18 protein-coding genes, 1 tRNA gene and 1 riboswitch are annotated in these 24,188 nt (G+C 68.2%); of the genes, 11 read left to right on the forward strand and 8 right to left on the reverse strand.

Features of this window, described 5'->3' with window-relative positions; all coding sequences use genetic code 11:
• Positions 1 to 80 precede the first annotated feature (80 nt).
• A complete protein-coding gene (locus ACSAMQ_RS01770; RefSeq protein ID WP_435394017.1) occupies positions 81 to 869 on the forward strand; it encodes a TrmH family RNA methyltransferase in 789 nt (262 codons plus the stop codon).
• Between the two features lie 336 nt (positions 870 to 1,205).
• Here the strand turns inward: ACSAMQ_RS01770 and ACSAMQ_RS01775 are convergent, their stop codons facing one another.
• The 4 genes from ACSAMQ_RS01775 to ACSAMQ_RS01790 form a co-directional block, all read right to left on the reverse strand.
• Positions 1,206 to 2,618 (reverse strand): M28 family peptidase, encoded by a 1,413-nt coding sequence (locus ACSAMQ_RS01775; RefSeq protein WP_435393994.1) that lies wholly within the window; start codon positions 2,616 to 2,618, stop codon positions 1,206 to 1,208.
• A gap of 185 nt (positions 2,619 to 2,803) precedes the next feature.
• Entirely contained in the window at positions 2,804 to 3,211 is a 408-nt protein-coding gene (gene mscL / locus ACSAMQ_RS01780) for a large-conductance mechanosensitive channel protein MscL (RefSeq protein ID WP_435393995.1), read from the reverse strand.
• 54 nt (positions 3,212 to 3,265) lie between these two features.
• Positions 3,266 to 3,994, reverse strand: coding sequence for a fumarylacetoacetate hydrolase family protein (locus ACSAMQ_RS01785; protein WP_435393996.1), 729 nt, complete (start codon positions 3,992 to 3,994; stop codon positions 3,266 to 3,268).
• 4 nt (positions 3,995 to 3,998) lie between these two features.
• On the reverse strand, positions 3,999 to 4,328 hold the full coding sequence (locus ACSAMQ_RS01790; protein WP_435393997.1) for a hypothetical protein: 330 nt from the start codon (positions 4,326 to 4,328) through the stop codon (positions 3,999 to 4,001).
• Between the two features lie 56 nt (positions 4,329 to 4,384).
• Between ACSAMQ_RS01790 and ACSAMQ_RS01795 the strand changes: the two genes are divergently transcribed.
• The gene (locus ACSAMQ_RS01795) at positions 4,385 to 4,765 is read left to right on the forward strand and encodes a Rieske (2Fe-2S) protein (RefSeq protein ID WP_435393998.1); all 381 of its coding nucleotides are present in this window, start codon (positions 4,385 to 4,387) and stop codon (positions 4,763 to 4,765) included.
• Between the two features lie 85 nt (positions 4,766 to 4,850).
• On the opposite strand, the gene ACSAMQ_RS01800 is transcribed toward ACSAMQ_RS01795, so the two are convergent.
• The 3 genes from ACSAMQ_RS01800 to ACSAMQ_RS01810 form a co-directional block, all read right to left on the reverse strand.
• Entirely contained in the window at positions 4,851 to 6,698 is a 1,848-nt protein-coding gene (locus ACSAMQ_RS01800) for an SLC13 family permease (RefSeq protein ID WP_435393999.1), read from the reverse strand.
• Between the two features lie 122 nt (positions 6,699 to 6,820).
• Positions 6,821 to 7,576 carry a tRNA (guanosine(46)-N7)-methyltransferase TrmB gene (trmB, locus tag ACSAMQ_RS01805; protein WP_435394000.1) on the reverse strand — a complete coding sequence of 252 codons (756 nt, stop codon included), beginning with the start codon at positions 7,574 to 7,576 and terminating at the stop codon, positions 6,821 to 6,823.
• Between the two features lies 1 nt (position 7,577).
• Entirely contained in the window at positions 7,578 to 8,372 is a 795-nt protein-coding gene (locus ACSAMQ_RS01810; protein ID WP_408952747.1) for a thiazole synthase, read from the reverse strand.
• A 328-nt stretch (positions 8,373 to 8,700) separates the two neighbouring features.
• Positions 8,701 to 8,785: riboswitch (cyclic di-GMP riboswitch) on the forward strand.
• A 45-nt stretch (positions 8,786 to 8,830) separates the two neighbouring features.
• On the opposite strand from ACSAMQ_RS01810, the gene ACSAMQ_RS01815 reads away from it, so the two are divergent.
• The 4 genes from ACSAMQ_RS01815 to ACSAMQ_RS01830 all read left to right on the forward strand — a co-directional run bounded on the left by ACSAMQ_RS01815 (position 8,831) and on the right by ACSAMQ_RS01830 (position 17,137).
• Complete coding sequence (locus ACSAMQ_RS01815) at positions 8,831 to 11,317, forward strand: hypothetical protein (protein ID WP_435394001.1); 2,487 nt, start codon at positions 8,831 to 8,833, stop codon at positions 11,315 to 11,317.
• A gap of 447 nt (positions 11,318 to 11,764) precedes the next feature.
• The gene (locus tag ACSAMQ_RS01820; protein WP_435394002.1) at positions 11,765 to 14,335 is read left to right on the forward strand and encodes a TonB-dependent receptor; all 2,571 of its coding nucleotides are present in this window, start codon (positions 11,765 to 11,767) and stop codon (positions 14,333 to 14,335) included.
• Positions 14,336 to 14,340: 5 nt separating this feature from the next.
• Entirely contained in the window at positions 14,341 to 15,582 is a 1,242-nt protein-coding gene (locus tag ACSAMQ_RS01825; protein ID WP_435394003.1) for a phosphatidylinositol-specific phospholipase C1-like protein, read from the forward strand.
• 16 nt (positions 15,583 to 15,598) lie between these two features.
• Complete coding sequence (locus ACSAMQ_RS01830; RefSeq protein ID WP_435394004.1) at positions 15,599 to 17,137, forward strand: CehA/McbA family metallohydrolase; 1,539 nt, start codon at positions 15,599 to 15,601, stop codon at positions 17,135 to 17,137.
• 125 nt (positions 17,138 to 17,262) lie between these two features.
• Here the strand turns inward: ACSAMQ_RS01830 and thiS are convergent, their stop codons facing one another.
• Positions 17,263 to 17,463 (reverse strand): sulfur carrier protein ThiS, encoded by a 201-nt coding sequence (thiS, locus tag ACSAMQ_RS01835; RefSeq protein ID WP_031371396.1) that lies wholly within the window; start codon positions 17,461 to 17,463, stop codon positions 17,263 to 17,265.
• Between the two features lie 313 nt (positions 17,464 to 17,776).
• Between thiS and ACSAMQ_RS01840 the strand changes: the two genes are divergently transcribed.
• The 5 genes from ACSAMQ_RS01840 to ACSAMQ_RS01860 all read left to right on the forward strand — a co-directional run bounded on the left by ACSAMQ_RS01840 (position 17,777) and on the right by ACSAMQ_RS01860 (position 24,163).
• Entirely contained in the window at positions 17,777 to 19,573 is a 1,797-nt protein-coding gene (locus ACSAMQ_RS01840) for an autotransporter domain-containing protein (protein ID WP_435394018.1), read from the forward strand.
• A gap of 212 nt (positions 19,574 to 19,785) precedes the next feature.
• A tRNA-Gly gene (locus ACSAMQ_RS01845) sits at positions 19,786 to 19,859 on the forward strand.
• A gap of 284 nt (positions 19,860 to 20,143) precedes the next feature.
• Positions 20,144 to 21,541, forward strand: coding sequence for a chromate efflux transporter (gene chrA / locus ACSAMQ_RS01850; protein ID WP_435394005.1), 1,398 nt, complete (start codon positions 20,144 to 20,146; stop codon positions 21,539 to 21,541).
• A gap of 170 nt (positions 21,542 to 21,711) precedes the next feature.
• On the forward strand, positions 21,712 to 22,455 hold the full coding sequence (locus ACSAMQ_RS01855; RefSeq protein ID WP_435394006.1) for a hypothetical protein: 744 nt from the start codon (positions 21,712 to 21,714) through the stop codon (positions 22,453 to 22,455).
• Positions 22,456 to 23,074: 619 nt separating this feature from the next.
• Complete coding sequence (locus ACSAMQ_RS01860; protein WP_435394007.1) at positions 23,075 to 24,163, forward strand: SGNH/GDSL hydrolase family protein; 1,089 nt, start codon at positions 23,075 to 23,077, stop codon at positions 24,161 to 24,163.
• Positions 24,164 to 24,188: the final 25 nt, after the last annotated feature.

The following is a 24,188-nucleotide window of genomic DNA, read 5'->3' on the forward strand; positions in this document are numbered from 1 at the left end:
CGCGTCCACCGCGCGAGCGGGCCCGGCCGGAACGCCACGAGCGCGACGAGCGGCCCTATCGCCAACGCGACGAGTCCGATCTGCGCCAGCCCCTCGGCGGGGACATGTTCGAGGCGCCGCATCCGCAGCGCGCACGCCGCGACGTCGAGCTGCGCCTGTACGGCCTCAATGCGATCCGCGCCGTGTTCGCGCGCCGGCCGCACGCGATCCGCAAGCTGTACCTGAGCGGCAACCGCATTCCCGCCCTGCAGCCCTTGCTGGCGTGGTGCGTGGCCAACCGGGTCGGCTATCGCGTGGTCGAGGAGGCCGACCTCGACAAACTCGCCGCGAGCGGCCACCACGAAGGCGTGGTCGCCGACGTATTGCGCGAGGAGCCGGTCTCCTTGTCGGAATGGCTGCGCGATTTGCCGGACGGCCCGCAGCTGGCGATCTGGCTCGATGGCGTCGGCAACCCGCACAACCTCGGCGCGATCCTGCGTTCGGCCGCGCACTTCGGCGTCGCCGCGGTGCTGATGCCGAAAGACTCGACCCTGGCCCTGTCCGGCGCCGCGGCGCGCGTCGCCGAGGGCGGCGCCGAAGCGGTGCCGATGGTGCGCATGGGCCGCAGCGACAATGCGCTGACCCAGCTGCGCGGCGCCGGTTTCGCCCTGGCCGCGACGGTGGTCTCCGGGGGCGACAATGCCTTCGCGACCCCGCTGCCGCAGCGCCTGGTCTACGTGCTGGGCGCGGAAAGCGAAGGCATGGATCGCGACCTCGTCGCCGCCTGCGACCTGCGTTTGTCGATTCCCGGCAGCGGCAAGGTCGAAAGCCTCAACGTCGCCGCGGCGACCGCGGTGCTGCTGGCGGCCTGGACGGCGCGCAGCGCCTAGCCCTTGGGGCGGCGAGTGCCCTAACCGCTTCGCTTCCAGGGCGTAGCAGCGCCCTCACCCTGACCCTCTCCCGCAAGCGGAGAGGGGACTGAGCCTGCGTCGCTTCCAGCCGACGACACCACCGTGCCGCGCAAAAACAAAACCCCTCTCCCGCATGCGAGAAAGGGGCTGGCTTTGTCTCCGTCGAGCTAGCGAACCGACCGTCCCGCCCGATTCAAAGCCCCTCTCCCGCGTGCGGGAGTGGGGTTGGGGTGAGGGCGCCGGATCCAAGCAGAGACCAGGGTGGATCGAACAGATTCTGCCGTGGCCTCGGGCAAGCGGCGGTACCGCGGCGCTTCACTCTTCCGGCGGCGTAACCGCCTTGGCTTCGCTGCCGAAATCGCCTTCGGCCGAGGCGGCCAGGTAGGCGAACACCGCATACGCGGCGACGTTCTGCGCCAGCGCCTTCGGGTCGATCTTGTCGAGGGTGTCGTCGGGAGTGTGGTGATAGTCGAAGTAGTCGCTGCCGTCCTGGGCCAGGCGCGCCCAGGCCAGGCCTTGCGCGGCGAACGGCGAGATGTCCGGACCCGGCCCGCCCTTGCCCGGGGTGTGCTCGATGCCGAGCGGCGCCAGGGCTTCGGCGATCTGCTTGTCGGCGGCCTGCGCATGCGCCGGGGCCGAACTCGAATAGGCGTAGATGCGGCCCGCGCCGAAATCGCTCTCGGCGCCGATCTGGTGTTGCTTGACCTGCGCGGCATGCTTGAGCGCATAGGCCTTGCCGCCGTACAGGCCCTGTTCTTCGTTGGCGAAGGCGATCACCCGGATGCTGCGCGCCGGGCGCAGCTTGCTCTGGCCGATCAGCTTGGCCGCGGCCATGGTCAGGCCGACGCCGGCGCCGTCGTCGATCGCGCCGGTGCCGAGGTCCCACGAGTCCAGGTGGCCGCCGATGATCACGACTTCCTCGGGCTTGCTCTTGCCGCGGATCTCGCCGATGACGTTGTGCGAGGTCGCTTCGCCGTCCCAGCCGCAGTCCAGGGCGACGCGCACCCGCACCGGGCCGCGCGCGGCGAGGCGGGCGAGCTGGTCGGCGTCGGGCGCGGCCAGCGCGGCCGACGGGATCGGGGTCAGGCCTTCGTCGAAACGGGTGATGCCGGTGTGCGGGTTGCGGTGCGAGTCGGTGCCGGCCGAACGCATCAGGTAGGCGCTGGCGCCGGCGCGGATCGCCGCCGACGGGCCGCGGCTGCGCACGCGGCCGCCGGGGCCGTAGCCGGCGCCGTCCTTGGCGCGGGTCATGCGGTAATCGATGAAGGCGATCTTGCCCTTGAGCGAACCGGCCGGCGCGGCTTCCAGCGCGGCGAGGTCGGCGAAGCGCACGATCTCGCCCTCGACCTTGCCGGCGGGGCTGCCGCCCAGGGCGGTCAGGTGCAAGGGCTGGCGATGCTCGCCGAGCACTTCGGCCTGCTCGCTACGGCGCTCCCACTTCGGAAACGTCACCGGCTCCAGCCAGACCTTGTCGAAGCCGAGTTCGCGGAACTTGGCTTCGGCCCACTTCACCGCGCGCGCATCGGCTTCGCTGCCGGCCAGGCGCGGGCCGACCTCGGTGGTCAGCGATTCGGTGATGCGATAACCCAGGTCGCTGGCCAGCGCGGCTTCGCGCAATTCGCCGGCAGCGGCGATGGCGGCCTCGGGGATGCGCGTTTCGCGCGGGGCGGCCACGGCGGAGCCGACGAACAACACAGCAGCGATCGCTGCCCACAACGGTGCGCGCATCCCCAACTCCCTGATCTGGAAAGTACGGAGGCCGCCTGGAGCCAGGCGGCCGGAAAAGACGAAGCCGCGAGCTTAGCAACCCGCGGCTTCGTCTCTACCTGTCGCAAGTCACGTTGGACTTGAGGGTTTTTTGTCGCTGCCTATCGCCAGGTTTGAGGCGGTTTGCCGCAACGGGCGAAGCGTTCTCACTTGCGCAGCGAATCGCGGATTTCGCGCAGCAGCACGATGTCCTCGGGCGTCGCCGGCGGCGCCGCGTCGGCGGGCTTGCGGACCTTGTTGTAGGCCTTGAGGAACAGGAAGATCACCAACGCGATCAGCAGGAAGTCGACCGCGGTCTGCAGGAAGGCGCCGTACTTGATCGCCACCTCGGCGGCGACTTCCTTGCCGGCGGCGTCCATCTGCGCCGCGGTCAGCACGTACTTGGCGTCGCTGAGGTTGACCCCGCCGCTGAGGTAGCCGACGAAGGGCATGACAATGCCGTCGACCAAGGCGGTGACGATCTTGCCGAAGGCCGCGCCGATCACCACACCGACGGCCAGATCGACCACGTTGCCGCGCGCTATGAACTCTTTGAACTCGCTGATCATGCCCATCCGCATGCTCTCCCTGGTTGACGACATGAAGGCGGCGCCGCAGCGCCGGAGCGACTATACCGGCGCCGCGATGATGTGTCCGTGCAGCTCGGCCACGCCTTCGAGCACGGCGTGGTAGCGGTCGCCCGGCCGCAGGGGGCCGACCCCGGAGGGCGTGCCCATGTAAACCAGGTCGCCGGCGCGCAGCGCGTACAGCCGCGACAGCTCGTGCAGGATTTCGGGCACGTTCCAGACCAGGTCGTCGAGCGTGCCGCGCTGGCGGACTTCGCCGTTCACTTCCAGGCTCAGGGCGCGCGCGCCGAGTTCGCCGACGTCGGCGACCGGCACGATCGCGCTGATCGGCGCGGCATGATCGAAGGACTTGCCGGTATCCCAGGGCAGGCCCTTGGCTTTGGCCTGCGACTGCAGGTCGCGGCGGGTCAGGTCCAGGCCGACCGCGTAACCGTAGACCAGTGCCTGGGCGTCGCCGACGGCGAGCTCGCCGGCCGGCGCGTCGCGACCGATCGCGACCACCAGTTCGACCTCATGGTGCAGGTCGTCGGTGCCGGGCGGATAGGGCACGGCCTGGCCGAGCTCGATCGCGTCGTGCGGCTTGAGGAAGAACACCGGGCGGCCGCGGTCGGCGGCCGAGGTCGGTACGGCCGCGCCCATCTCGCGTGCGTGTTCGGCGAAGTTGCGGCCGACGCAGTAGACGCGGCGGACCGGGAAGGTGGTGCCCTCGGCGACGGCGGCGCCGCGGACCGGAATGCGGGTGTGCGGCGGTGCCGCGATCGCGTCGCTCATGCGTTCAATGGGTGGAGGAAGTAGGGGCGCGATGGTCGAGCCGTGCCGCGTCGACGACGCGGAACTCGCCTTCGACGATGTCGTGGCCGCGATGCGCCATCGGCTGGCCGCGGCGCTTCCACAGCTTGTAGGCGAGGCCGACGGCGATCATCGCCGCGCCGACCACCACGCTGAACATCACCAGCAGCGCCAGCAGGCCGAGCCCGACCACGCCGAGCACGAAACGCAGGAGGCGGTGACGCGGCTTGCGCGGCTCGAAAGCGTTGCGCACGCGCGACTGGAACGCATTCCATTGCGGTCGGTGATCGGAGAATCGGAAGGTCTGGGCAAACATTTAGGGTGTCGTGAGACAATGCGGCAAACGCCGGACACAGGAGTATCGTTCCAGGCATGGACGAGGGTGTGAGAAGTTCGTTAAATCCTCCCGCCGACGGCGGCAACGCAGCGTTGCCCCTGATCGGGCTTGAACGCCTGGCCGACGGCGCCTTCGCCGAGGTCGAAGCGAGCCTGGACGGCGACGCCGAGTCGCTGCTGCTGTACCGCGACGGCGAGGCCGTGCGCGCCTGGTTGAATATCTGCCCGCATGCCGGCCGTCGTCTCGACTGGGCGCCGGGGCAATTCCTCAAGAGCAAGGACGGCCTGCTGGTCTGCGCCGCGCATGGCGCGAGTTTCGAACTGCAAGGCGGCCAGTGCGTCGCCGGCCCCTGTCGGGGCGAAGCGCTGCGCGCGGTCGCGGTGACCGTGCGCGATGGGGCGGTGTGGCTGGGGTGAGACAGGGCCGTTGACGGTTAGCGGCCGACAGCCAACAGCCAACAGCCTTTCCTGCCACCGCACCGAAGCTGCGGCGTCTGCGAGGTCACTTGCCCCAGAACAACAAATTCACCATCAGCACCGTCACCACGGTGTAGATCAGCGACAGCGGGCCGCCGATGCGCCACAACTCCTTGCCGGTGTAGCCGGCCGGGCCGGTGATCATCGAGATCACCGGGTTCGAGGCGGTCATGAAATTGTTCGAGGCCGACAGCGCCACGATCAGGGCGAAAGCGGTCGGGTTGCCGCCGGCGGCCAGCGCGAGGTTGACCGCGAGCGGCACCACCACGATGGTCGCGCCGACATGGCTGATGACCAGCGAGAACATCGTGGTCAGCAAGCCGATGAAGATCTCCAGCAGCCACACCGGGGTGCCGGTCGGCAGGCGCTCGATGGTGTGGCCGGCGATCCACGCCGCCGCGCCGCTGGAATCCATCGCCCAGCCCAGCGGGATCAGGCAGGCCATCAGGAACACGGTCTTCCAGTTGATCGCCGCGTAAGCCTCGTCGATGTTGATCACTCCGGCGATCAGCATGCCGGCCACGCCGGTCATCAGCGCGATCGACACCGGCAGGCGCGAGGACAGGGCCAGCAGCATCGCCACGGCGAAGATGGTCAGCGCGAGTTTGAGCTTGTGCGGGCGCTGCTCGCCCTTCGGGTAGTCGGTGACCACGACCAGGTCCTTGCTCGCCGCCGCGGTCGCCAGGTCGGTCCAGATGCTGTGGAACACCAGCATGTCGCCGGCGCGCATCGGCACGGTGCGCACGTTGTCGCGCAGCACGCTCTTGTCGCGGTTGATCGCCAGCAGGCTCAGGCCGGCTTGCTTGCGCAGGTGCAGGTCGCCGGCGGTCTTGCCGATGTAAGCCGAAGTCGCCGGCACCACCGCTTCTGAGATGCCGGCGCGGCTGGGATTGAACAGGTCGGCGAAGTTGCGCAGGCGCGTGGACAGGCGCAGGAACTGGTTCTGGGCGAAGTCGGCGACCTGCTGCTTCGGCCCCATCGCGCCGAGCACGCTGCCGACCCAGATGCGGGTCTCGGCAGGCGGCGCCAGCCGCGCTTCGCCGTCGCTCTTGAGCGCGAGCAGCAGCGGTGCGCCGCGCAGGGCTTCGGCCTCGCCGAGCGACATGCCGACCAGCGGGCTGTCGGCGGTGACGGTCATTTCGTAGACGTCGCCTTCGATCCCGTAGGCCTTGGCGAAATAGCTCTGGGTGCGCGCCGGGGTGGCGCCCTTGTCGCTGTCGTCGCGCAGCAGCTTGTCGCCGAAGAAATGGAAGTACGCCAGCGAAGCCACCAGCAGGGCGATGCCGATCGGCAGGGGCGCGAACATCTTCAGCGGCTCGATGGTCGCCGCGCCCGAGGGCAGGTTGCTGTTGGCGTTGAGCAGCAAGTCGTTGAGCAGGATCAGCGGCGAGTTGCCGACCATGGTCAGGGCGCCGCCCATCACGATGGCCGCGGCGATCGGCAGCAGCAGGCGCGGCAGCGACAGGCCGGTGCGCGAGGACAGGCGCGAGGCGACCGGCATGTACAGCGCCATCACCGAAGGGTTCTGCATGAAGGACGAATTGAGCCCGGCCACCGCGGTGGTCAACAGCAGCAATCGTTGCTCGACGCCGTGCGCGCGCCGCAGCAGCCAGGCGGCGAGGCGGTTGAGCGCGCCAGTGCGGTCGAGACCGGCGCCGAGGATCATCGTGGCGATGATGCTGATGACCGCGTTGCCCGAGAAGCCGTTGAACAGCTCGTCGGGCTCGACCAGGCCCGACAGGCCCAGCAGCACCAGCACGACCAGGGCGACGACGTCGGCGCGGATGCGCTCGAACAGGAACATCGCCATCGTGAAGACCACCAGCCCGAGAACGAGCTTCATGTCGGTGGTGAGCGCGAGGGCGGTATCCATTTAAGGCCGGGATTCGGGATTGGGGAATCGGGAATCGGAACAGCAGGGGCAGGGCAACGCGTCGCCACCGGATTCGGGCTCGGCAAGGCATCGCGAATGTTCGGTGGGGCGCATCCGGTTCCCTACTCCCGATTCCCAGTTCCCGGCTTCTTGTCGTACAGCAAATCCCACACGCCGTGGCCGAGTTTCTGGCCGCGGGTCTCGAAGTGAGTCTGCGGACGCCACGCCGGCCGGGCCACGCTGCCGCGCGGGCCGGCGCGGTTGACCAGGCCGACGGTCGCGTCGAGCACGTCCCACATCTGTTCGGCATAGTCCTGCCAATCGGTGGCGAGGTGCAAGCGACCGTCGGGCGAGAGCTTGCGCACCAGCAGCTCGGCGAACGCCGGCTGGACCAGGCGGCGCTTGTTGTGGCGCTTCTTGTGCCAGGGGTCCGGGAAATAGATCCGGACCTCGTCGAGCGAAGCGTCGGCGATTTCGTGGTTCAACACTTCGACCGCGTCGTGGTGATACAGGCGGACGTGGTCGCTGCCGTCTTCGGCCAGGGCGTTCAACAGCCGGCCGACACCGGGCGCGTGGACCTCGATGCCGATCAGGTCGCGTTCGCGGTCGTGCTGGGCGGCGAAGCGCAAGGCCTCGCCGTTGCCGAAGCCGATCTCGAGCACGCGCTTGGCGCTGCGGCCGAAGATTGCGTCGTAATCGCGCGGGACGCCCTGGTAGTCGATGCCGAAGCGCGGCCACAGTTCGTCGAAGGCGCGCTGCTGGGCCGGGGTGAAGCGGCCCTGACGCAGGACGAAGCTGCGCACCTGGCGCCGGCCTTCTTCCACGGTGAACGGCTTGGGCGGGGTCTTGGCGCCGTCGCTCGAGAACGGGTCAGTCATGTCAGCCGATCAACCCGTCCACCGGGCTCGACGCGCTGGCATAGCGCTTGCGCGGGATGCGGCCGGCCTTGAACGCGGCGCGGCCGGCCTCGATCGCCAGCTTCATCGCATGCGCCATCAGGATCGGGTCGCGGGCGCCGGCGATGGCGGTGTTCATCAGCACGCCGTCGCAGCCCAGCTCCATCGCGATGGCGGCGTCCGAAGCGGTGCCGACGCCGGCGTCGACCAGGATCGGCACCTTGGCGTTCTCGATGATCTCGAGCAGGTTGTACTTGTTCTGCACGCCCAGGCCCGAGCCGATCGGCGCGGCCAGCGGCATCACCGCCACGCAGCCGATCTGTTCCAGGCGCTTGGCCAGGATCGGGTCGTCGGAGGTGTAGACCATGACGTCGAAGCCGTCCTTGACCAGGATCTCGGCAGCGGCCAGGGTCTGGACGACGTCCGGGAACAGGGTGCGTTGGTCGCCGAGCACTTCGAGCTTGACCAGCTTGTGGCCGTCGAGCAGCTCGCGGGCGAGGCGGCAGGTGCGCACCGCGTCGTCGGCGGTATAGCAGCCGGCGGTGTTGGGCAGCAGGGTGTAGCGGTCCGGCGGCAGCACGTCGAGCAGGTTGGGCTCGCCGGGATTCTGGCCGATGTTGGTGCGGCGGATGGCGACGGTGACGATCTCGGCGCCGGCGGCTTCGGTCGCCAGGCGGGTTTCGTCGAGGTCCTTGAACTTGCCGGTGCCGGTCAACAGGCGCGAGCGATAGGTTTTGCCGGCGATGACCAGCGGATCGGATAAGGCGTTGTTCGTCATCGGTGAATTATGTCGGATAACGCCCTGCGCTTGGACCCCGCGCGCGCCGGCGTTTCATCCGGCATGCGGTTTTCGCGCTGCTTGCCGCGGTTCGGCCGGCCGAGTGGGGAAGGGCGCTGCAACACCCGGTTCGGCGCCGAACCCAGCCGTCCGCGCCCTTTATCCACGGCGGCGACCGTTCGTCGCCGAATGATGAAAATGTGATTGCAATCACATTTTAAAGCGTATATTGGCCGCCAGGCGGTACCGGGCGGCGCTGTAGTTCGCGACGCACCGGCCATCGCCGGCGGCGTCCGCTGGGGAAGCGGGCGCCGCGCCGTCATACGGGACTCGACAAAGGCACAACCGGCGAGAGCCGGCGTCGCAAAGCCACGGGTGCGAGCCGTCCAGGTCAGCACGGCCGAGCTACCGAGCGCGAAGAACAGGGTGCTTTGCCACCCCGCTCACGGAGTTCTGACATGTCCACCACTCGACGTTGGCGTCCGTTGCTTGCAACGGCGTTCCTGCTCGCTGCCGCTGCCGCCTTGCCCACTGGGGCCTGGGCGGCCTCGGTGCAACCGACCACTTTTCCGGGGAATTTCACCAGTTGCGACGATCTGCCCGGCGTCGCGACCTGGTCCGGATTGGGCGGCAGCACCGGCAGCGCGCCGGTCAACGGCCAAAGTTACAACCTCGGCGCGGCCGGCCAGACCATCACCTTCAACTACACCCCCGCCGACCAAAACAGGTACCTCGGCTTCAGCTCGACCGCGCCGATGGACTACATCGTGGTCAAGGGCGGCAACGCTTACAACGTCTTCCAGTACGCCCCCGGCGTGCTCGGCGACAGCAACCTGTTCGCGCCGCTCAACTCCAGCGGCGAACCCGCCGGCGTCAGTCATGTGGTGTACTGCTTCCTGCCCAAGCCGAGCGGCGACAAGACCGCCACGGCGAGCTGGAAGCGCTATACCGACTGGCAGATCGACAAGACCGTCACGCCCGAGAACATCGTGATGTTCGACGGCGACAGCCATCAGGTCGAATACACCGTCACCGCGACGCCGACCACCCGCGGCATGTACCGCGTCGCCGGCACCATCACGGTCAGGGATCCGTTCGACTTCGGCTGGAAGACCACCGCGGTGGTCGACACCCTGCAGTTCAACAACAGTGCGACCCAGTTCCAGCTCGCGTGGACCTCGCAGGGCGGGGACACCGACACCCTGGCCTGCGCCAAGCCGGCGGCGAATCCGGACAAGATCATCCTGACCTGCGATTACGCATTCGACTTGAGCAGCAACAGCCATCCCTTCCTGCTGGATGCCACCGGAGGCGGTAACGCCGCCGGCGTCACCAGCGAGCGAGCGAGCGGTTCGTACACGTTCGTCGCTTCGGCGTCGTTCTCGGTCCCGGCGAACCCGGCCGAGAGCTACGGCGATACGTTCGCGATCGACGACTCGATGCTGCCGGGCGATCCGAACCACAGCTTCAGTCTCGGCAACGGTCCGTACGTGTGGACCTACCCGCGTCCGTCGCCGTTCGTGTGCGGCGCCGACGAGGGCCGGCACAACAACACCGCGACCGGCACCTGGAGCACCAGCGCCAGCACCAACGCCACTGCCAGCGACTCGGCCATGGTCGACGTCGCCTGCAGGACCGTCGCGATCAGCAAGACCGTGCGGACCCGCTACGACCGCGACTACGCTTGGGCTCCCGACAAGCACGTGGTGGTTTCGCCGGCCGACGCGAAGGTCGTCGGCATGCAGGGCTGCCTGGCCGATCCGATCGCCAGCGGCGTCTACGCCGGCAACTTCCTGTGCGACGATGTGCAGGTGCTGCTCAATGTCGGCGGCAACTACGAGACGGTGTATCGTCTCGCGGCGACCCGCAGCATCGAGTCGGAAAGCGGCTTCGCGGTCAGCGGCGGCATCATGGTCTCCTGGCCCGCCGACGCCACGCCGCAGTTCAGCCCGGCCGATCCGAGCGATACCTTGCACTTCGCCGGCGGAGACACCCAGTCGGTGTCGCCGACCTGCGACCCGCAGGGCCCGACCTCGCTCACCTGCACCTACGAGGCCGCGCTGAGCGGCAAGCTCGAAGGCTATAACGAGGCGAGCATCCAGCGCGTGCTGAAGTGCTACGACGCCGCCGGCCACGCCAGCGACTGCGGCTTCAAGAGCTACACCTCCAACCAGGCCGCACTGGTGTACGGCTCGCCGAACGTCGAAACCGACGCCTGCGTGCAGGTCAGCGACCTGTTCAACGGCACCGCCGGGCTCAACCTCGGCAACAGCTTCGGTTGGCAGGTCAGTCCGCTGATGTGCGACAGCTTCAATCAGTACGTCACCGGCGACATCAACCCCGATCCGGGCATCGTCAACAGCCTCGACATTTTCTCGTCGTGGATATTGCCGAGCCAGGTCGGGCCCGGTAACACATGCGAATTCATGGTTCCGAACCTCCTCAACCTGGCGACCGACAACGGCGCCAACAGGAGCGACGAAGCCGTGATCAGCGTGAAGGTGCCGGAACTGTGCGCCGTGAGCGGATGCACCTACACCCAGGGTTATTGGAAGACCCACTCGACGTACGGCCCCGCGCCGTATGACGCGACCTGGGCTTCGATCGGCGAAGACACCCTGTTCTTCGCGTCCGGTCAGACCTGGTACAAGGTGTTCTGGACCCCGCCGAAGGGTGGCAACGGGTACTACATCCTCGCGCACCAGTACATGGCCGCACGCCTCAATGCCGAAGCCGGCGCGGGCGCTCCGTCCCAGGTGCAGGCCGCGATCGCCGAAGCCACCGCATGGTTCATCGGCCGTAACACCAACGCGCCGAAGGGCCCGGCACGCGACACCGCGATCCGGCTCGCCGGCATTCTCGCCGCCTATAACGAAGGCACGACCGGACCCGGCCATTGCTCGGTCTCGCCGGCCACCGTGATCGACGGAGGCGGCGACAGCTGATACGCACGGTACTCGCAAACCGCAACAGAGCCCCGGCTTCGGCCGGGGCTCTTTGCGTGGAGCGAGGCGGCGCGTCAGTGCCTCACCGAGATCATGGCGATCTGCGTGACCCCGCAGCCTAGCTTCGCTTCGCCTGACGGCGCAGGCACCTGCCGCTCTGTGCAGAGGGGGCGAACTGCCCGGCGCTGATCCACCCGCACAAGCACTCCCCCTTTTGTGGAGGGGGAGGAGTTTACTTGTGCTCTGCGACCGCGCCGTTCTCCGACTCCCCGCGCAACCACGCTTGACCGATCCTGGCGCCAAGCCGCATGCACGCAATCGCATCGACGGCTGTCACGAATCTTTAAACGTCGCGGCTCAGCATGCGCAGGATTGCCGGGCTCGACGCAGGGCCTTCGGACGGAACCGGCCGGCAGCCTTCCCTTCCTTCCGAACGCCGAATCCATGATGCCTTCCACCCGCCAGCTGAGCCGGGCGATCCGCTACGCCCTCGTATCGACCGCTTTCGCCGTCTCCACCGCACAGGCCCAGGACACCGCCGCGGCCTCCGCCAGCGACGCGAGCATGGCCGCCGCCAGCGCCACCGATCTCGACACCGTCATCGTCACCGGCCGCTCCGGCACCCGCCAGCGCAGCAAGGCCGAGACCAGCTATTCGATCACCGCCATCGACGAAGACCGCCTGCGCATGCAGGCGCCGACTTCGGTCACCGAGGCGATGAAGTCGGTGCCGGGCTTCTGGGTCGAAGCCACCGGCGGCGAAGCCAGCGGCAACATCCGCGCGCGCGGCATCCCGGTCGACGGCTTCGGCTCGGTGACCCTGCTCGAAGACGGCATCCCGGTGCAGCACGACCCGGCCCTGGGCTTCCTCAACGGCGACCAGGCGTTCCGCCTCGATGAAACCATCGAACGCATCGAGGTGGTGCGCGGCGGTCCCTCGTCGGTGTTCTATTCGAACGCGCCGGCCGGCGCGATCAACTTCATCCCGCGCGTGGTCGGCGACAGCGCCGAGGGCGTGGTCAAGTACACCGCGGGCGACTACGGCCTGAACCGCTACGATGTCTTCTTCGGCACGCCGCTCGGCGCCGGCTGGAAGCTCGGCCTCGGCGGCTTCTATCGCTTCGACGACGGCATCCGCGACCCCGGCTTCCAGGCCAACGACGGCGGCCAGTACCGGATCAACCTGAGCAAGGAGTTCGAACGCGGCCGCTTCGCCTTCGACTACAAGCGCCTCGACGACAACGTCGCGCTGTACCTGGGCATTCCGATGCGCACCTACGCCGACGGCAAGATCCGCGGCGTGCCCGGTTTCGACGACCACTACGGCACCCTGGCCGGCCCGGAAACGCGCCACGCCTCGATGCTGCAGGGCGACCGCAGCCGCTATGCCTTCGACAACGCGCGCGGCACCGAGGTCGAGCGCGACCAGTACACGATCAAGTTCGACTACGAACTCGGCGCCGGCCTCAAGCTGGCCCAGTCGCTGCGCTACGACCGCACCGAGACCCAGCGCAACGGCGTATTCCCGCTGCAACTGCTCAGCGCCTCCAGGTTCCTGTCCGACCCGGCGCTGAAGAAGCAGCTCGCGGCGATTCCCGGCGCCGCCGGCGCCCAGCTGCGTTATGTCGACAGCCCGGGCCAGGTGTTCGATGTGGCCAACCAGAACGGCAACGGCCTGGTCACGGTCGGTGGCCTGCGCGGCGTGACCATGCCGGTCGACGAGTTGATCAGCGACACCCGGCTGATGCGCCGCTTCGATTTCGGCGGGCAGAGCCACGACCTCACCTTTGGCTACTACTACGCGCGCTTCGACCAGGATTTCGACCGGTATTCGTCGACGACCCTGCTCGACGTGCGCGACAACGCGCGTTTGCTGGACCTGGTCGCGGTGGATGCCACCGGCCGAGCGCTGACGACGCTGACCGACCGGGGCTTCTATCGGTACGGTTACGAATGGGAGAACGCCAGCGGCCGCTCGACCACCCAGGCGGTGTACCTGTCGGACGAATGGCAGGTCAACGACCGTCTGCGCATCGACGCCGGCGTGCGCTGGGAGAAAGTCAACGCCAAGGGCTGGACCGAGATCCGCAAGCAGGTCGACCTCGGCACCCCGGCGAGTTCGCAGATCCTGACCGGCTCGGGCCGCTTCGTGAGCTACGACCGCGACTACGACAAGCTCGGCTGGACCGTCGGCGCCAACTGGCAGTTCGACAAGTACTCCGGCCTGTTCGCGCGCTGGACCCCGACCTTCCGCCTGCCCAATCTGTCGAGCTTCATCACCCGTTATTCCAACTGCACCCAGGCCGCGGCGCAGGACTGCGTCGGCAAGGACACCGCAGCGCAGCCGGTGATCCAGACCATGCAGCTCGGCGAGGTCGGCTACAAGTTCAGCAACGAGACCTTCGACGTGTTCGCCACCTTGTTCTACACCAAGTACGAGAACGTCGGCTTCAGCAATGCGGTGTTCGACCTCAATGCCGGCACCTCGACCGTGCAGCAGGGCTACGCCGACACCAAGACCACCGGCCTGGAACTGGAAGCCTCGTGGTTCCCGGTGCGCTGGTTCGACCTGCAGCTGACCGCGACCGTGCAGGACCCGCAGTACAAGGGCCTGCGCTATACCGAGATCGTCAACGGCGCGCCGGTGTTGCGCGACTTCGTCGGCAACCAGCTGATCCGGGTGCCGAAGAACAGCTTCCGCATCGTCCCCGGCATCAACCTGCTCGACGACCGCCTGCGCCTGCAGCTCGCCTACGAGTACCAGGGCGAGCGCTTCGTCGACACCGCCAATTCGGTGCGGCTGCCGTCGTATAACGTCCTCAACGCCAGCGCCCGCTACGAGTTCACCCCGGGACTGACCCTGTTCCTGTACGGCGACAACCTGACCAACTCGCGCGGCCTGACCGAAGGCAACCCGCGTGCCGGCGAGTTGCAGAGCGCCGACGCCGGCGCCAACACCTTCATCGCCCGCCCGCTGCTCGGCCGGGCGTTCCGCGCCGCGCTGATGTACCGGTTCTGAGCGCGGTGCGGGCACCTACGCCGAAAGTCCGGCTCAGCGGCGCGTTGCTCGTCTGCGCGCTGCATGGCGCCTCGGTCCTTGCAAGCGTAGCCGGCGCGCAAACCGGCGCACGGGCCGCGGAGGCAGGCTGCAGGCTCGGTGCCGAACGTGCCGCGTCGGCCGGCCAGGACTGCAGCCAGGCCTGGATCGATGCCCGCCTGCGGATCAACGATCTGCAGGCGATCGGCACCCATAACAGCTACAAGCTCGCGATACCGCCGGAAGAGTTGGCCGCGCATCGCGCGCTCGATCCGGCCGGCGCGGATTCGCTCGACTATGCGCACCCGCCCTTGTTCGCGCAGTTGGAGCAGGGCGCGCGCACGCTCGAACTCGACGTCTACCACGACCCGCGCGGCGGCCGTTACGCGCATCCGCCGGGAGCCTCGCGTCGCGGCTACGGCGAGGCCGGCCCCTGGCCGCCCGCGGTCGCGGCCGAGATGGCGCGGCCCGGCTTCAAGGTCATGCACCTGGCCGACATCGATTTCCGCAGCCAATGCATGGTCTTCGTGCGATGCCTGCGGCAGATCCGCGACTGGTCGCAACGGCATCGCGAGCACGCGCCGATCCTGATACTGGTCAATGCCAAGGACGGCCGCGGTGGGCCCGGCGCGGTGGCGCCGCTGCCGTTCGACGCCGCCGCCTTCGATGCGCTCGATGCCGAGATCCGCTCGGTGTTCGCCGCCGGCGAACTGATCGAGCCCGACGACGTGCGCGGCGCCGCGCCTAGCCTGCGCGCGGCGGTGTTGGCCGGCGGCTGGCCGACGCTGGGGCAGGCGCGCGGCAAGGTCTTGTTCGCGCTCGACGAGGAAGCGCGCAAGGTCGGCCTGTACCGCGGCGGGCGGCACTCGCTGGAAGGGCGGGCGATGTTCGTCAACACCGACGAGCAGGCCTCCGATGCGGCTTACCTGACCCTCAACGACCCGGTCGGCCAAGGCGATCGCATCGCCAAGGCGGTCGCCGCCGGTTTCCTGGTGCGCACGCGCGCCGACGCCGACACGGTCGAGGCGCGGCGCAACGACCCGGGCCGGCGCGAGGCCGCGTTCGCCAGCGGCGCGCACTACATCTCCACCGACTACCCGCAGCCCGATCGGCGCTTCAGCCGCTATCGCGTGGTATTCCCGCGCGGCGAAATCGCGCGCTGCAACCCGCGGCGCCAGCCGGAGCGTTGCAACCAGCGCCCGGTCGAAGCGATCGAGAAGCACGATTGACCTGTACGGAGCGATCATGAATCCGTTTGCGATGTTTTCGCTGCGCCGTTGCTGCGGTGCGCTGGTCCTGGTCCTGGCTTGCGCGACGGCCACGGCCGCGGAGGTGTCCAGCGCCGCCGACCTGACCATCGAGGGCACGATCGATGGGCGCGACAATCGCAGTTACCGCGAATTGCCGTTCCAGGTGCCGGACGGCGTCGCCCGCATCACCGTCGAGTTCGACTACGGCGGCCGCGAGCACAAGACCACCATCGACCTCGGCCTGATCGGACCGGGCGACTTCCTCGGCCGCGACGGCTTCCGCGGTTGGAGCGGCGGCAACAAACGCGTGTTCACCGTCAGCGCCGCCGACGCCACCCCGTCGTACCCGGCCGGGGCCTTACCGGCCGGCGAGTGGAAGGTATTGCTCGGCATTCCCAACATCCGCGCCGATCAACGCGCCGGGTATGTCGCGCGCATCCATTTCGGCACAGCCGGTCGTCCCGATGCCCTGCCTGCGGCTATCGCCGGCAAACCGCTGCGCTCCGGGCCGGGCTGGTACCGCGGCGACCTGCACATGCACAGCGGCCACAGCGACGGCAGCTGCGCCTCGCAGGCCGGCGCGCGGGTGCCGTGCCCGCTGTTCCTGACCGCACAGGCCGCGAGCAGGCACGGGCTCGACTTCGTCGCCGTGACCGAACACAACACCGTTTCGCATCTGTCGGCCCTGCGCGAGTTGCAGCCCTACTTCGACCGGTTGTTGCTGATGCCCGGCATCGAGATCACCACCTTTCAGGGCCACGCCAACGTGTTCGGCACCTACGCGCCGGTCGATTTCCGCGTCGGCAGCGCCGCCGTGCCGGACTGGGACAGCGTATTGCGCGCGCTGGAAAAGCGCGGCGCGCCGGTGTCGATCAACCACCCGATCCGCCCCTCCGACGAACGCTGCATGGGCTGCGGCTGGACGCCGATGCCGGCGGCGGATCTGTCGCGCGTCGCCATGGTCGAAGCGGTCAACGGCGGCGACGCCGACACGCCGGGCTCCGGCATCGCGTTCTGGCAGCGCGAACTCAATGCCGGCCGCCGCCTCACCGGAATCGGCGGCAGCGACAACCACGACGCGCCGACCGAGGCCGAAGAAACCTACGGCGCCAGCCGCATCGGCAGGCCGACCACGGTGGTGCATGCGCGCGAACTGTCGATGCCGGCGATCCTCGAAGGCCTGCGCGCCGGCAATGTCTTCGTCGACGTGCGCGGTTCGAAGGACCGTGCGCTGGAACTCAGCGCTCGGCACGGCGACCAGCAAGTCGCGATGGGCGGGGCACTGCGCCTGCGCGCCGGAGACGAGGCGAAGTTGAGCCTGACCGTGCGCAACGTCGCCGGTGGCCGGGTCGAGACCCTCGTCGACGGCGTCGTCGCGCCGCTGATCGGCCAGCCGACGATCGACGAAGCCGAACAGCGCTTCGATTTCCGCTGGCGCAGCGACGGCGCCCGCCATTGGCTGCGCGTCGACGTGCGCGATGCGCAAGGCCGCCTGCTGTTGATGGGCAACCCGGTGTATTTCACCCGGCGATAAGCCGCGCGCGCTGCTTATCCGGCTCGCGCTGGAGCAGCGGAGCGGGGCGACGAGAGACATCGAGACTGGCGAGCCCTCGCCCGCATCGGCCGCCGGGGGCGGCGCGGCTCAGCGCGATTGCGCGGTCAACCGCCGCCGAGCGCATGCACGATCTCGACCTTGTCGCCTTCGGCCAGGGCGCGCTCGGCGTGGCGCCCGCGCGGGACGATCTCGCCGTTGATCTCGACCGCGACCCGGCGTTCGCCCAGGCCTTCGTTGTGCAGCAGTTCGACCACGGTGGTCGGCGCCGCGAGCGCGCGCGGTTCGCCATTGAGCAGGATATTCATGCGCCCATTGTCGCGTGAGCGCCGGCTCGCGGCCAGTCTCGGCCGCGGCGGTCGGCGCGCATCGAGCCGGCCGAGTATCCGCGCTCTGTGACCTCTGGCCCCGGCGCCGGAACGTCCGGCCGGGGATAATCGCGGCCTGATTTTGCCGCGCTGCGCCTTGCCTTGATCCGCCGGCGCGTGTTTCGATTCGGCCATCCGCCGGCGTATGTCCGGCTCGGCGGCCGTCTTTCTCCGGCGATCGACCGACCGTTCGATCGCCATCACCCGTCACAACACCGCAGGGAAGTTCATGATGAAACCCGTTCGTACCGCGCTGGCCGCCGCTCTCGTGCTGGCCGCCGCTCCGGCTTTCGCCCAGGAGTATTCGCAGACCGTCTTCATCGGCGACAGCCTGACCGACTCCGGCCATTTCCGCCCGGCGCTGTTCCAGGCGGTCGGTCCGAACGCGGCCCTGATCGGCCGCTTCACCACCAATCCGGGCCTGGTCTGGTCGGAATACGTCGCCGAGTACTACGGCACCAACGCCACCAGCGCCAACCAGGGCGGCACCAACTACGCCGTCGGCGGCGCCCGCACCGGCACCAACACCAGCGGCGCGCTCGGCACGATTCCCTCGCTGGCCACCCAGACCGCCAACTACCTCGCCGCCAACGGCGGCCGCGCCGACCCCAACGCGCTGTACACCGTGTGGGGCGGCGCCAACGACCTGTTCGCGGTGGTCGCCGGCGCACCGGCGCAGACGACCATCACCAATGCCGTCACCGCGCAGATCGGCGTGGTCGCCGCGCTGCAGAACGCCGGCGCCCAGTACGTGCTGGTGCCGACCGTGCCGAACCTCGGCCTGACCCCGCAGTTCCGCGCGGGCGGCGCCGCCGCCCAGGCCGCCGGCACCCAACTGTCGACCACCTACAACAACGCGCTGTACGGCGGCCTCGCCTCGGCCGGCCTGCGGGTGATCCCGCTCAACACCTTCAGCCTGCTGGCGGAAATCGCCGCCAACCCGGCGCCGTACGGCATCACCAACGTCACCGGCACCGCCTGCAATCCGCAGATCACCGGCTCGTCGCTGACCTGCAGCCCGCTCAACTACGCCGCCGCCGACGCGCCGGAAACCTACGCCTTCGCCGACGGCGTGCATCCCTCAAGCAAGGCGCACCGCATCCTCGGCGACTACGCCTTGTCGGTGCTCGAAGCGCCGCGCTTCATCGCGGTGTTGCCGAACTCGGCGGCGATGAGCGGCCGCGCCCGCGCCGACCAGGTCGCCAACCACCTCGCGGGCCCGCAGGACGGCGACGGCATGCGTTGGTGGACCAGCCTGCGCGGCGATTTCCAGCGCTACGGGCACGGCGACCTATACGACGGCGCCGGCCCGGCGCTGAGCGGCGGTATCGACTGGAACCGCGGCAACCTGGTGTTCGGCGCCTTCGCCGGCTACGGCCAGCAGAAGAACGACTTCGGCCTGCGCAACGGCGAATTCGAGCAGAAGGAAGCCACCCTCGGCGGCTTCGTCGGGTGGTACGGCGAGCGCGCCTGGGTCAACGGCCAGGTCAGCTACACCCAACTCGACTTCGACATCGACCGCAACGCCAACCTCGGTCCGGTCACCCGCGTGCACCACGGCTCGGCCGACGGCGACAACCTCACCATCGCCGTCAACGGCGGCTGGGAATTCGGCCAGGACTCGCTGCGCCACGGCCCGGTGCTCGGCCTGGTCTCGCAGAAGATCGAAGTCGACGGCTTCGCCGAAAGCGATCCGGCCCTGTCGACCTCGCTGGCCTATCCGAAGCAGGAGTTCGACTCGCTGATCGGCAGCGTCGGCTGGCAGATCAACTACGCCCACAGCGAAAGCTTCCGCCCGTACGCGCGCCTGACCGTCGACCGCGAGTTCGAGGACGCCCCCGAACACGCCTACGCACGCTTGCAGACGGTGCCGGGCCTCGGCGAATACGCCGTGATGGGCCGCCAGTTCGACCAGAACTACGGCACCCTGCTGTTCGGCGTGCGCACCCACCTGTTCGGCATGGACGCCAACATCGGCGCCAGCGCCACCGTCGGCCAGGGCGGCGGCAACAACACCACGGTGTTCGCACAGGTCGGCCGCGGCTTCTGATCGCCGCGCCGCTGCATCTGGTTCGATCGCATCACCGGAACCGGGCCGAAAGGCCCGGTTTCTTTTTGCGCGACGGCGACGCATCGGTTGGGGACGCTGGCAGGCGCAGCGACGGGGCCGAGCGCGCGGCGGGCAGGGCGCCGACCCCGCGTATGGCGCCACCGGCCCCGGGTTTGCCACCCGCGCGGCAGGCGCTATAAACTGGCCCGCAAGCGGGTGTAGTTCAATGGTAGAACTGCAGCTTCCCAAGCTGCTAGCGTGGGTTCGATTCCCATCACCCGCTCCATTCCCATCGCAGCGACTCGCTGCCGATATCGCCGCAGGCCGAGGCCGTGGTCCATTTCCCGTCGGCCGATTGAGCCTTTGCACGCGAGTCGGGCGCCACGCAGACTGTCTTGAGGCCGGGTTTTTCCAAGGCCATCACCAAGCATCTGGCGGATACTGGCGCAGCCATCGAAGATCCTGCCGATCGGCGAACAGACCGAGTGCGATGCAGCGGCGAAGGCGACGGAGGCTCGCTGGCACTATCGTTTCCGACAGCGACACGCCAACTCCAGCCTTGGGTGCCATGTGACCAAGCCAGATCCCACGCCGAACGACCCCGCCGAGACGCACGAGCGCATCGGCTTCGGACAGGCGCTGCGCGTGTGGGCCAAGATCGGCGCGCTCGGCTTCGGCGGGCCGGCGGGCCAGATCGCGTTGATGCACCGCGAGCTGGTCGAGAAGCGCAAGTGGATCAGCGAGCCGCGCTTCCTGCACGCCTTGAACTATTGCATGTTGTTGCCCGGGCCCGAGGCCCAGCAACTCGCGGTGTACATCGGCTGGCTGCTGCATCGGACCCGGGGCGGCATCGTCGCCGGAGTGTTGTTCGTCCTGCCGGGCGCCCTGGTCTTGGGCCTGCTCGGTTGGCTGTACGTCGTGCACGGCTCGGCCCCGCTCGTGGCGGCCTTGTTCTTCGGCTTGAAGGCGGCCGTGCTCGCCATTGTGATCGAGGCGGTGCTGCGGATCGGCAAGCGCGCGTTGAAGACCCGTTTCCTGGCGACCGTGGCGGGGCTGTCCTTCGTCGCGATCTATGCACTGCATGTCCCGTTTCCACTGATCGTGCTGGGGGCCGGCCTGCTAGGCTGGATCGCGTACCGCATCTCCCCGGACTGGCTGCCGGCATCGCAAGCCTCCGCGGATGGCGAAGACGAGCGCTACGTGATCGACCGGATGCTCGCGTCCGGGGCGGCGCCGCATACCCGGCCCTCCTGGCGTAAAGGCCTGTGGACCAGCGCAGTCGGGCTGGTGCTGTGGCTGCTCCCGGTCGCCCTGGCCGGCTGGTGGCTGGGGCGCGACCACGTCATCGCACGCGAAGGCGTGTTCTTCAGCCAGGCCGCCGTGGTGACCTTCGGCGGCGCCTACGCCGTGCTGGCCTACGTCGCCCAGCGCGCCGTCGAGGACTTCGGCTGGCTGCGCCCGCACGAGATGATCGACGGCCTCGCCTTGGCCGAGACCACGCCGGGGCCGCTGATCATGGTCCTGCAGTTCGTCGGCTTCGTCGCCGCCTACCGCAACCCCGGCGCACTGGACCCGATGTTCGCCGCACTGTTGGGGGCTGCGTTGACGACCTGGGTCACCTTCGTGCCGAGCTTCTTGTTTATCTTCGTAGGCGCGCCCTACGTCGAAAAACTGCGCCAACGCCGCGGCCTGCAGGCGGCGCTCTCGACGATCACGGCAGCCGTCGTCGGCGTGATACTCAACCTCGCCGTCTGGTTCGCACTGCATACGATCTTCCGCGCCACCATCGCATGGCAGTGGGGCCCGTTGACCCTGGACCGGCCGGACTGGACATCGCTCGAACCCGGCGCCGCCGTCCTGGCGCTCGCCGCGTTGATCGCCATGCTGCGCTTCAAGATCGGCATGGGGTGGACGTTGGCGGCAAGCGGGCTGGTCGGGGCGTTGTATTACACGGCGCGCCATGTCTGAGGAATTGCCGGGCGGGGCAGGAGATTTCCGTCGGCGTTCGGGGAGGGATATAGACGATGCAGGGGAGATGATCGCTCTGGCCATCGGTTTTCGCTTTGAGACGAAGGCCTCGCTTGCGCCAGCCAGTAGAGGAGGAGAGGATCTGCGCATCTAAGGAACGGAAGTCTGCGATGCCTTTGTCCGCTCGGTGTGCCGCTTTGGTGTCGTCTCTCGCGCTGACGGTGTTGGCCGCCTGCTCACGCGAGATTTCTGTTCCGCATGCGGAGGTCACGGCCGCCCCGCCCGAACCCGCCGCGGCACCAGTGCCCGAGCCAAATGCAGAATTGGTCGTCGTGGTAGGGGAGCGGGTTGCCTTGGACGCGGTCGACGATCCCTCTTCACTAGGGGGCGGTTACCGGGCTCGCTATCGGGTCCTGGAGCAGTTTCGCGGTCGCCAAGTCGGCCCGATGGTTGAGTTCGACTTCCACCAGCACATCGGCGAGCCGCACTTGTTGGGCTTCACTCATGCACTGCTGTTCTTGCGACGCGACGGCGGGCGCCTGCTGGAGGTAGCCCACTACCCCGTATTCGCCGCGCGCGCTGGCGGCTGGGCCGGTTGCGCGCCGGTCTTTGAAATGGAAGCGCGACAGCGCAAGGACCGTGCCCAGGCAGTCAGGGGCGTGTTCGCTGGCGAGGCGTCCTATACCGAATGGCTGGCGCCGGAGCCGTCCGCGTATCCCGCCGAGCACTTCCAGGTGAGCGGAAACCGTATCCGCTGTCTGACCGGCACTCCGGCGCAGGAATTGTCTGCGTTGGACGAGGACATCTTGGAGACTGGCGCGAGGCCGACCTCATTGACCCCGGAGCAGGTCGAGGCCGTCACACTGCCGATGGTTCAACCCACGGCCCCCGACCCGGAACCCACTGGGGGCTGAGGCTCTCCGGCCATGGGGGTTGAGGCATTCGTCGTCTGAGCGGCATGGCGACGAAGACAGCGGCGAGCTTTAACTCGAACCACGGGGAAAACAGCAGATCAACCAACAGCGGGCGCGGGCTCACGGCCAACGGATGGAAGCGCGGCAAGGGCGGGCTTGGCGTGAGGCGGTGCAGGATGTCACTGGGTCGCCTAACGGTTTATGCATCTTTTTTGGTGCTGCATGCTGCCGCTGGTGTTCGAGGTCAACGGGAATACATCCGGCAGTGCGTAGCGTGCGTCCTCGGTCCCGCTGCCAGTGAAGTCGATCCGATGCATCGCTCGGGAATTGCAAAGCGATCTGGTCGGACACATCCGATGTTCACCGCTCGCGGCGCTTCTTGGCCGTTACACATCCCACGCAGGTTCCAGTTCCACGCCATGTACGAAAACGTGATGCAGCCCCCCGCTGCTGCTGCAGCGCACATTGCGCCCCCTGAAACCATACGCTAGCGTCCGGGGGCGATGGCAGGGGGGCGTGCTGCGAGGTCCGGGCATCCCCATCGTGATTCGGGTTTCGCGTTACTCATCGGGCACCCACCGGTGTCCGCAGCGCTCATCACCTCGAAGGGGAATTAAGGATGAAGACTCTGTTCCGCAATAAGGCGGGGCGGTTGCTTTCGGCTGCGGCGCTGTTCGCGCTCTCGGCTTCGGGCATGGCCAGCACGCTCAACCAGAACGTGTCGTGGACCGTCGACCGGCCCGCGACTACCACCAAGTACCGCGTCGTCGCTTACGGCGATTCGATCTTCGCCGGCTACAACGGTTCGATCAGCAACGCGGCGCGCTACTCGGCGCCGACCGTGGATGCCGAGTACCTGTCGGCGCGCTGGAATGTCGATGTCGAAAGCATTCGCCGGGCCAAGTCCGGTGCGGTGGCGCGGGACGTCTACGAGAACAAGATCGTCGCCGACCGTTCCTACATGCAGGCCGCCTCGACCCGGGTGGTGAGCTTCGAGATGTGCGGCAACGACGGCCTGCAGGCGCGCACCGCGTTCAAGGAGCAGACCGGCACCTGCAATTACAGCGGGCTGGACGCGGCGGTCAGTTCCTGCAGGACCTACGTGGCGGCGGCGATGGACTACATCAACGCCAATGCGCATGCCAACACCAAGCTCAAGGTGATTTCGAATCTGTATTACCCCGGTTACAACGCCGACAACGTGCAGAGCTCGTGCCGCGATGCCGCCACCGGCCAGACGGTGAACATGCGCGATCGCTTCCTGCCCGCCATCGCCAAGATGAACTACTGGATGTGCGAATACGCTCGCCAGAAGGGCTTCCAGTGCGCGGACAGCTTCGCCCAGTACATGGGCGCGGACTACGACAGCAACGGCGACGGCCAGATCGACTCCGACGCTTTGCGCTACGTGGCCGGCGAAAGCGAGGCCAGCTACATCAACCGCACCGCGGTCACCTTGCGTGCGACCTTGCGCGACGCCAACACCAAGTTCGTGTCTTCGTCGAGTTCGTTCGACTACATCCAGTCCGACGATACCCACCCGACCTACACCGGCGGCACGGTGTCGGCTGGGCTGTGGGGCGGCAGCACCGGCACCGGCGCGCCGCGCTATTCCAGCTTCACCAACGGCCGCAGCCCGATCTGGAACCAGTACGGGCACGAGCGCATGGGCTGGGCCCTGTCGGTGTATCAGCCGGCTTCGCCCTGACGCATGCATCCGGCGGATAGCCGAC

Source organism: Lysobacter sp. 1R34A (assembly GCF_051217035.1).
Classification (GTDB): Bacteria; Pseudomonadota; Gammaproteobacteria; order Xanthomonadales; family Xanthomonadaceae; genus Lysobacter.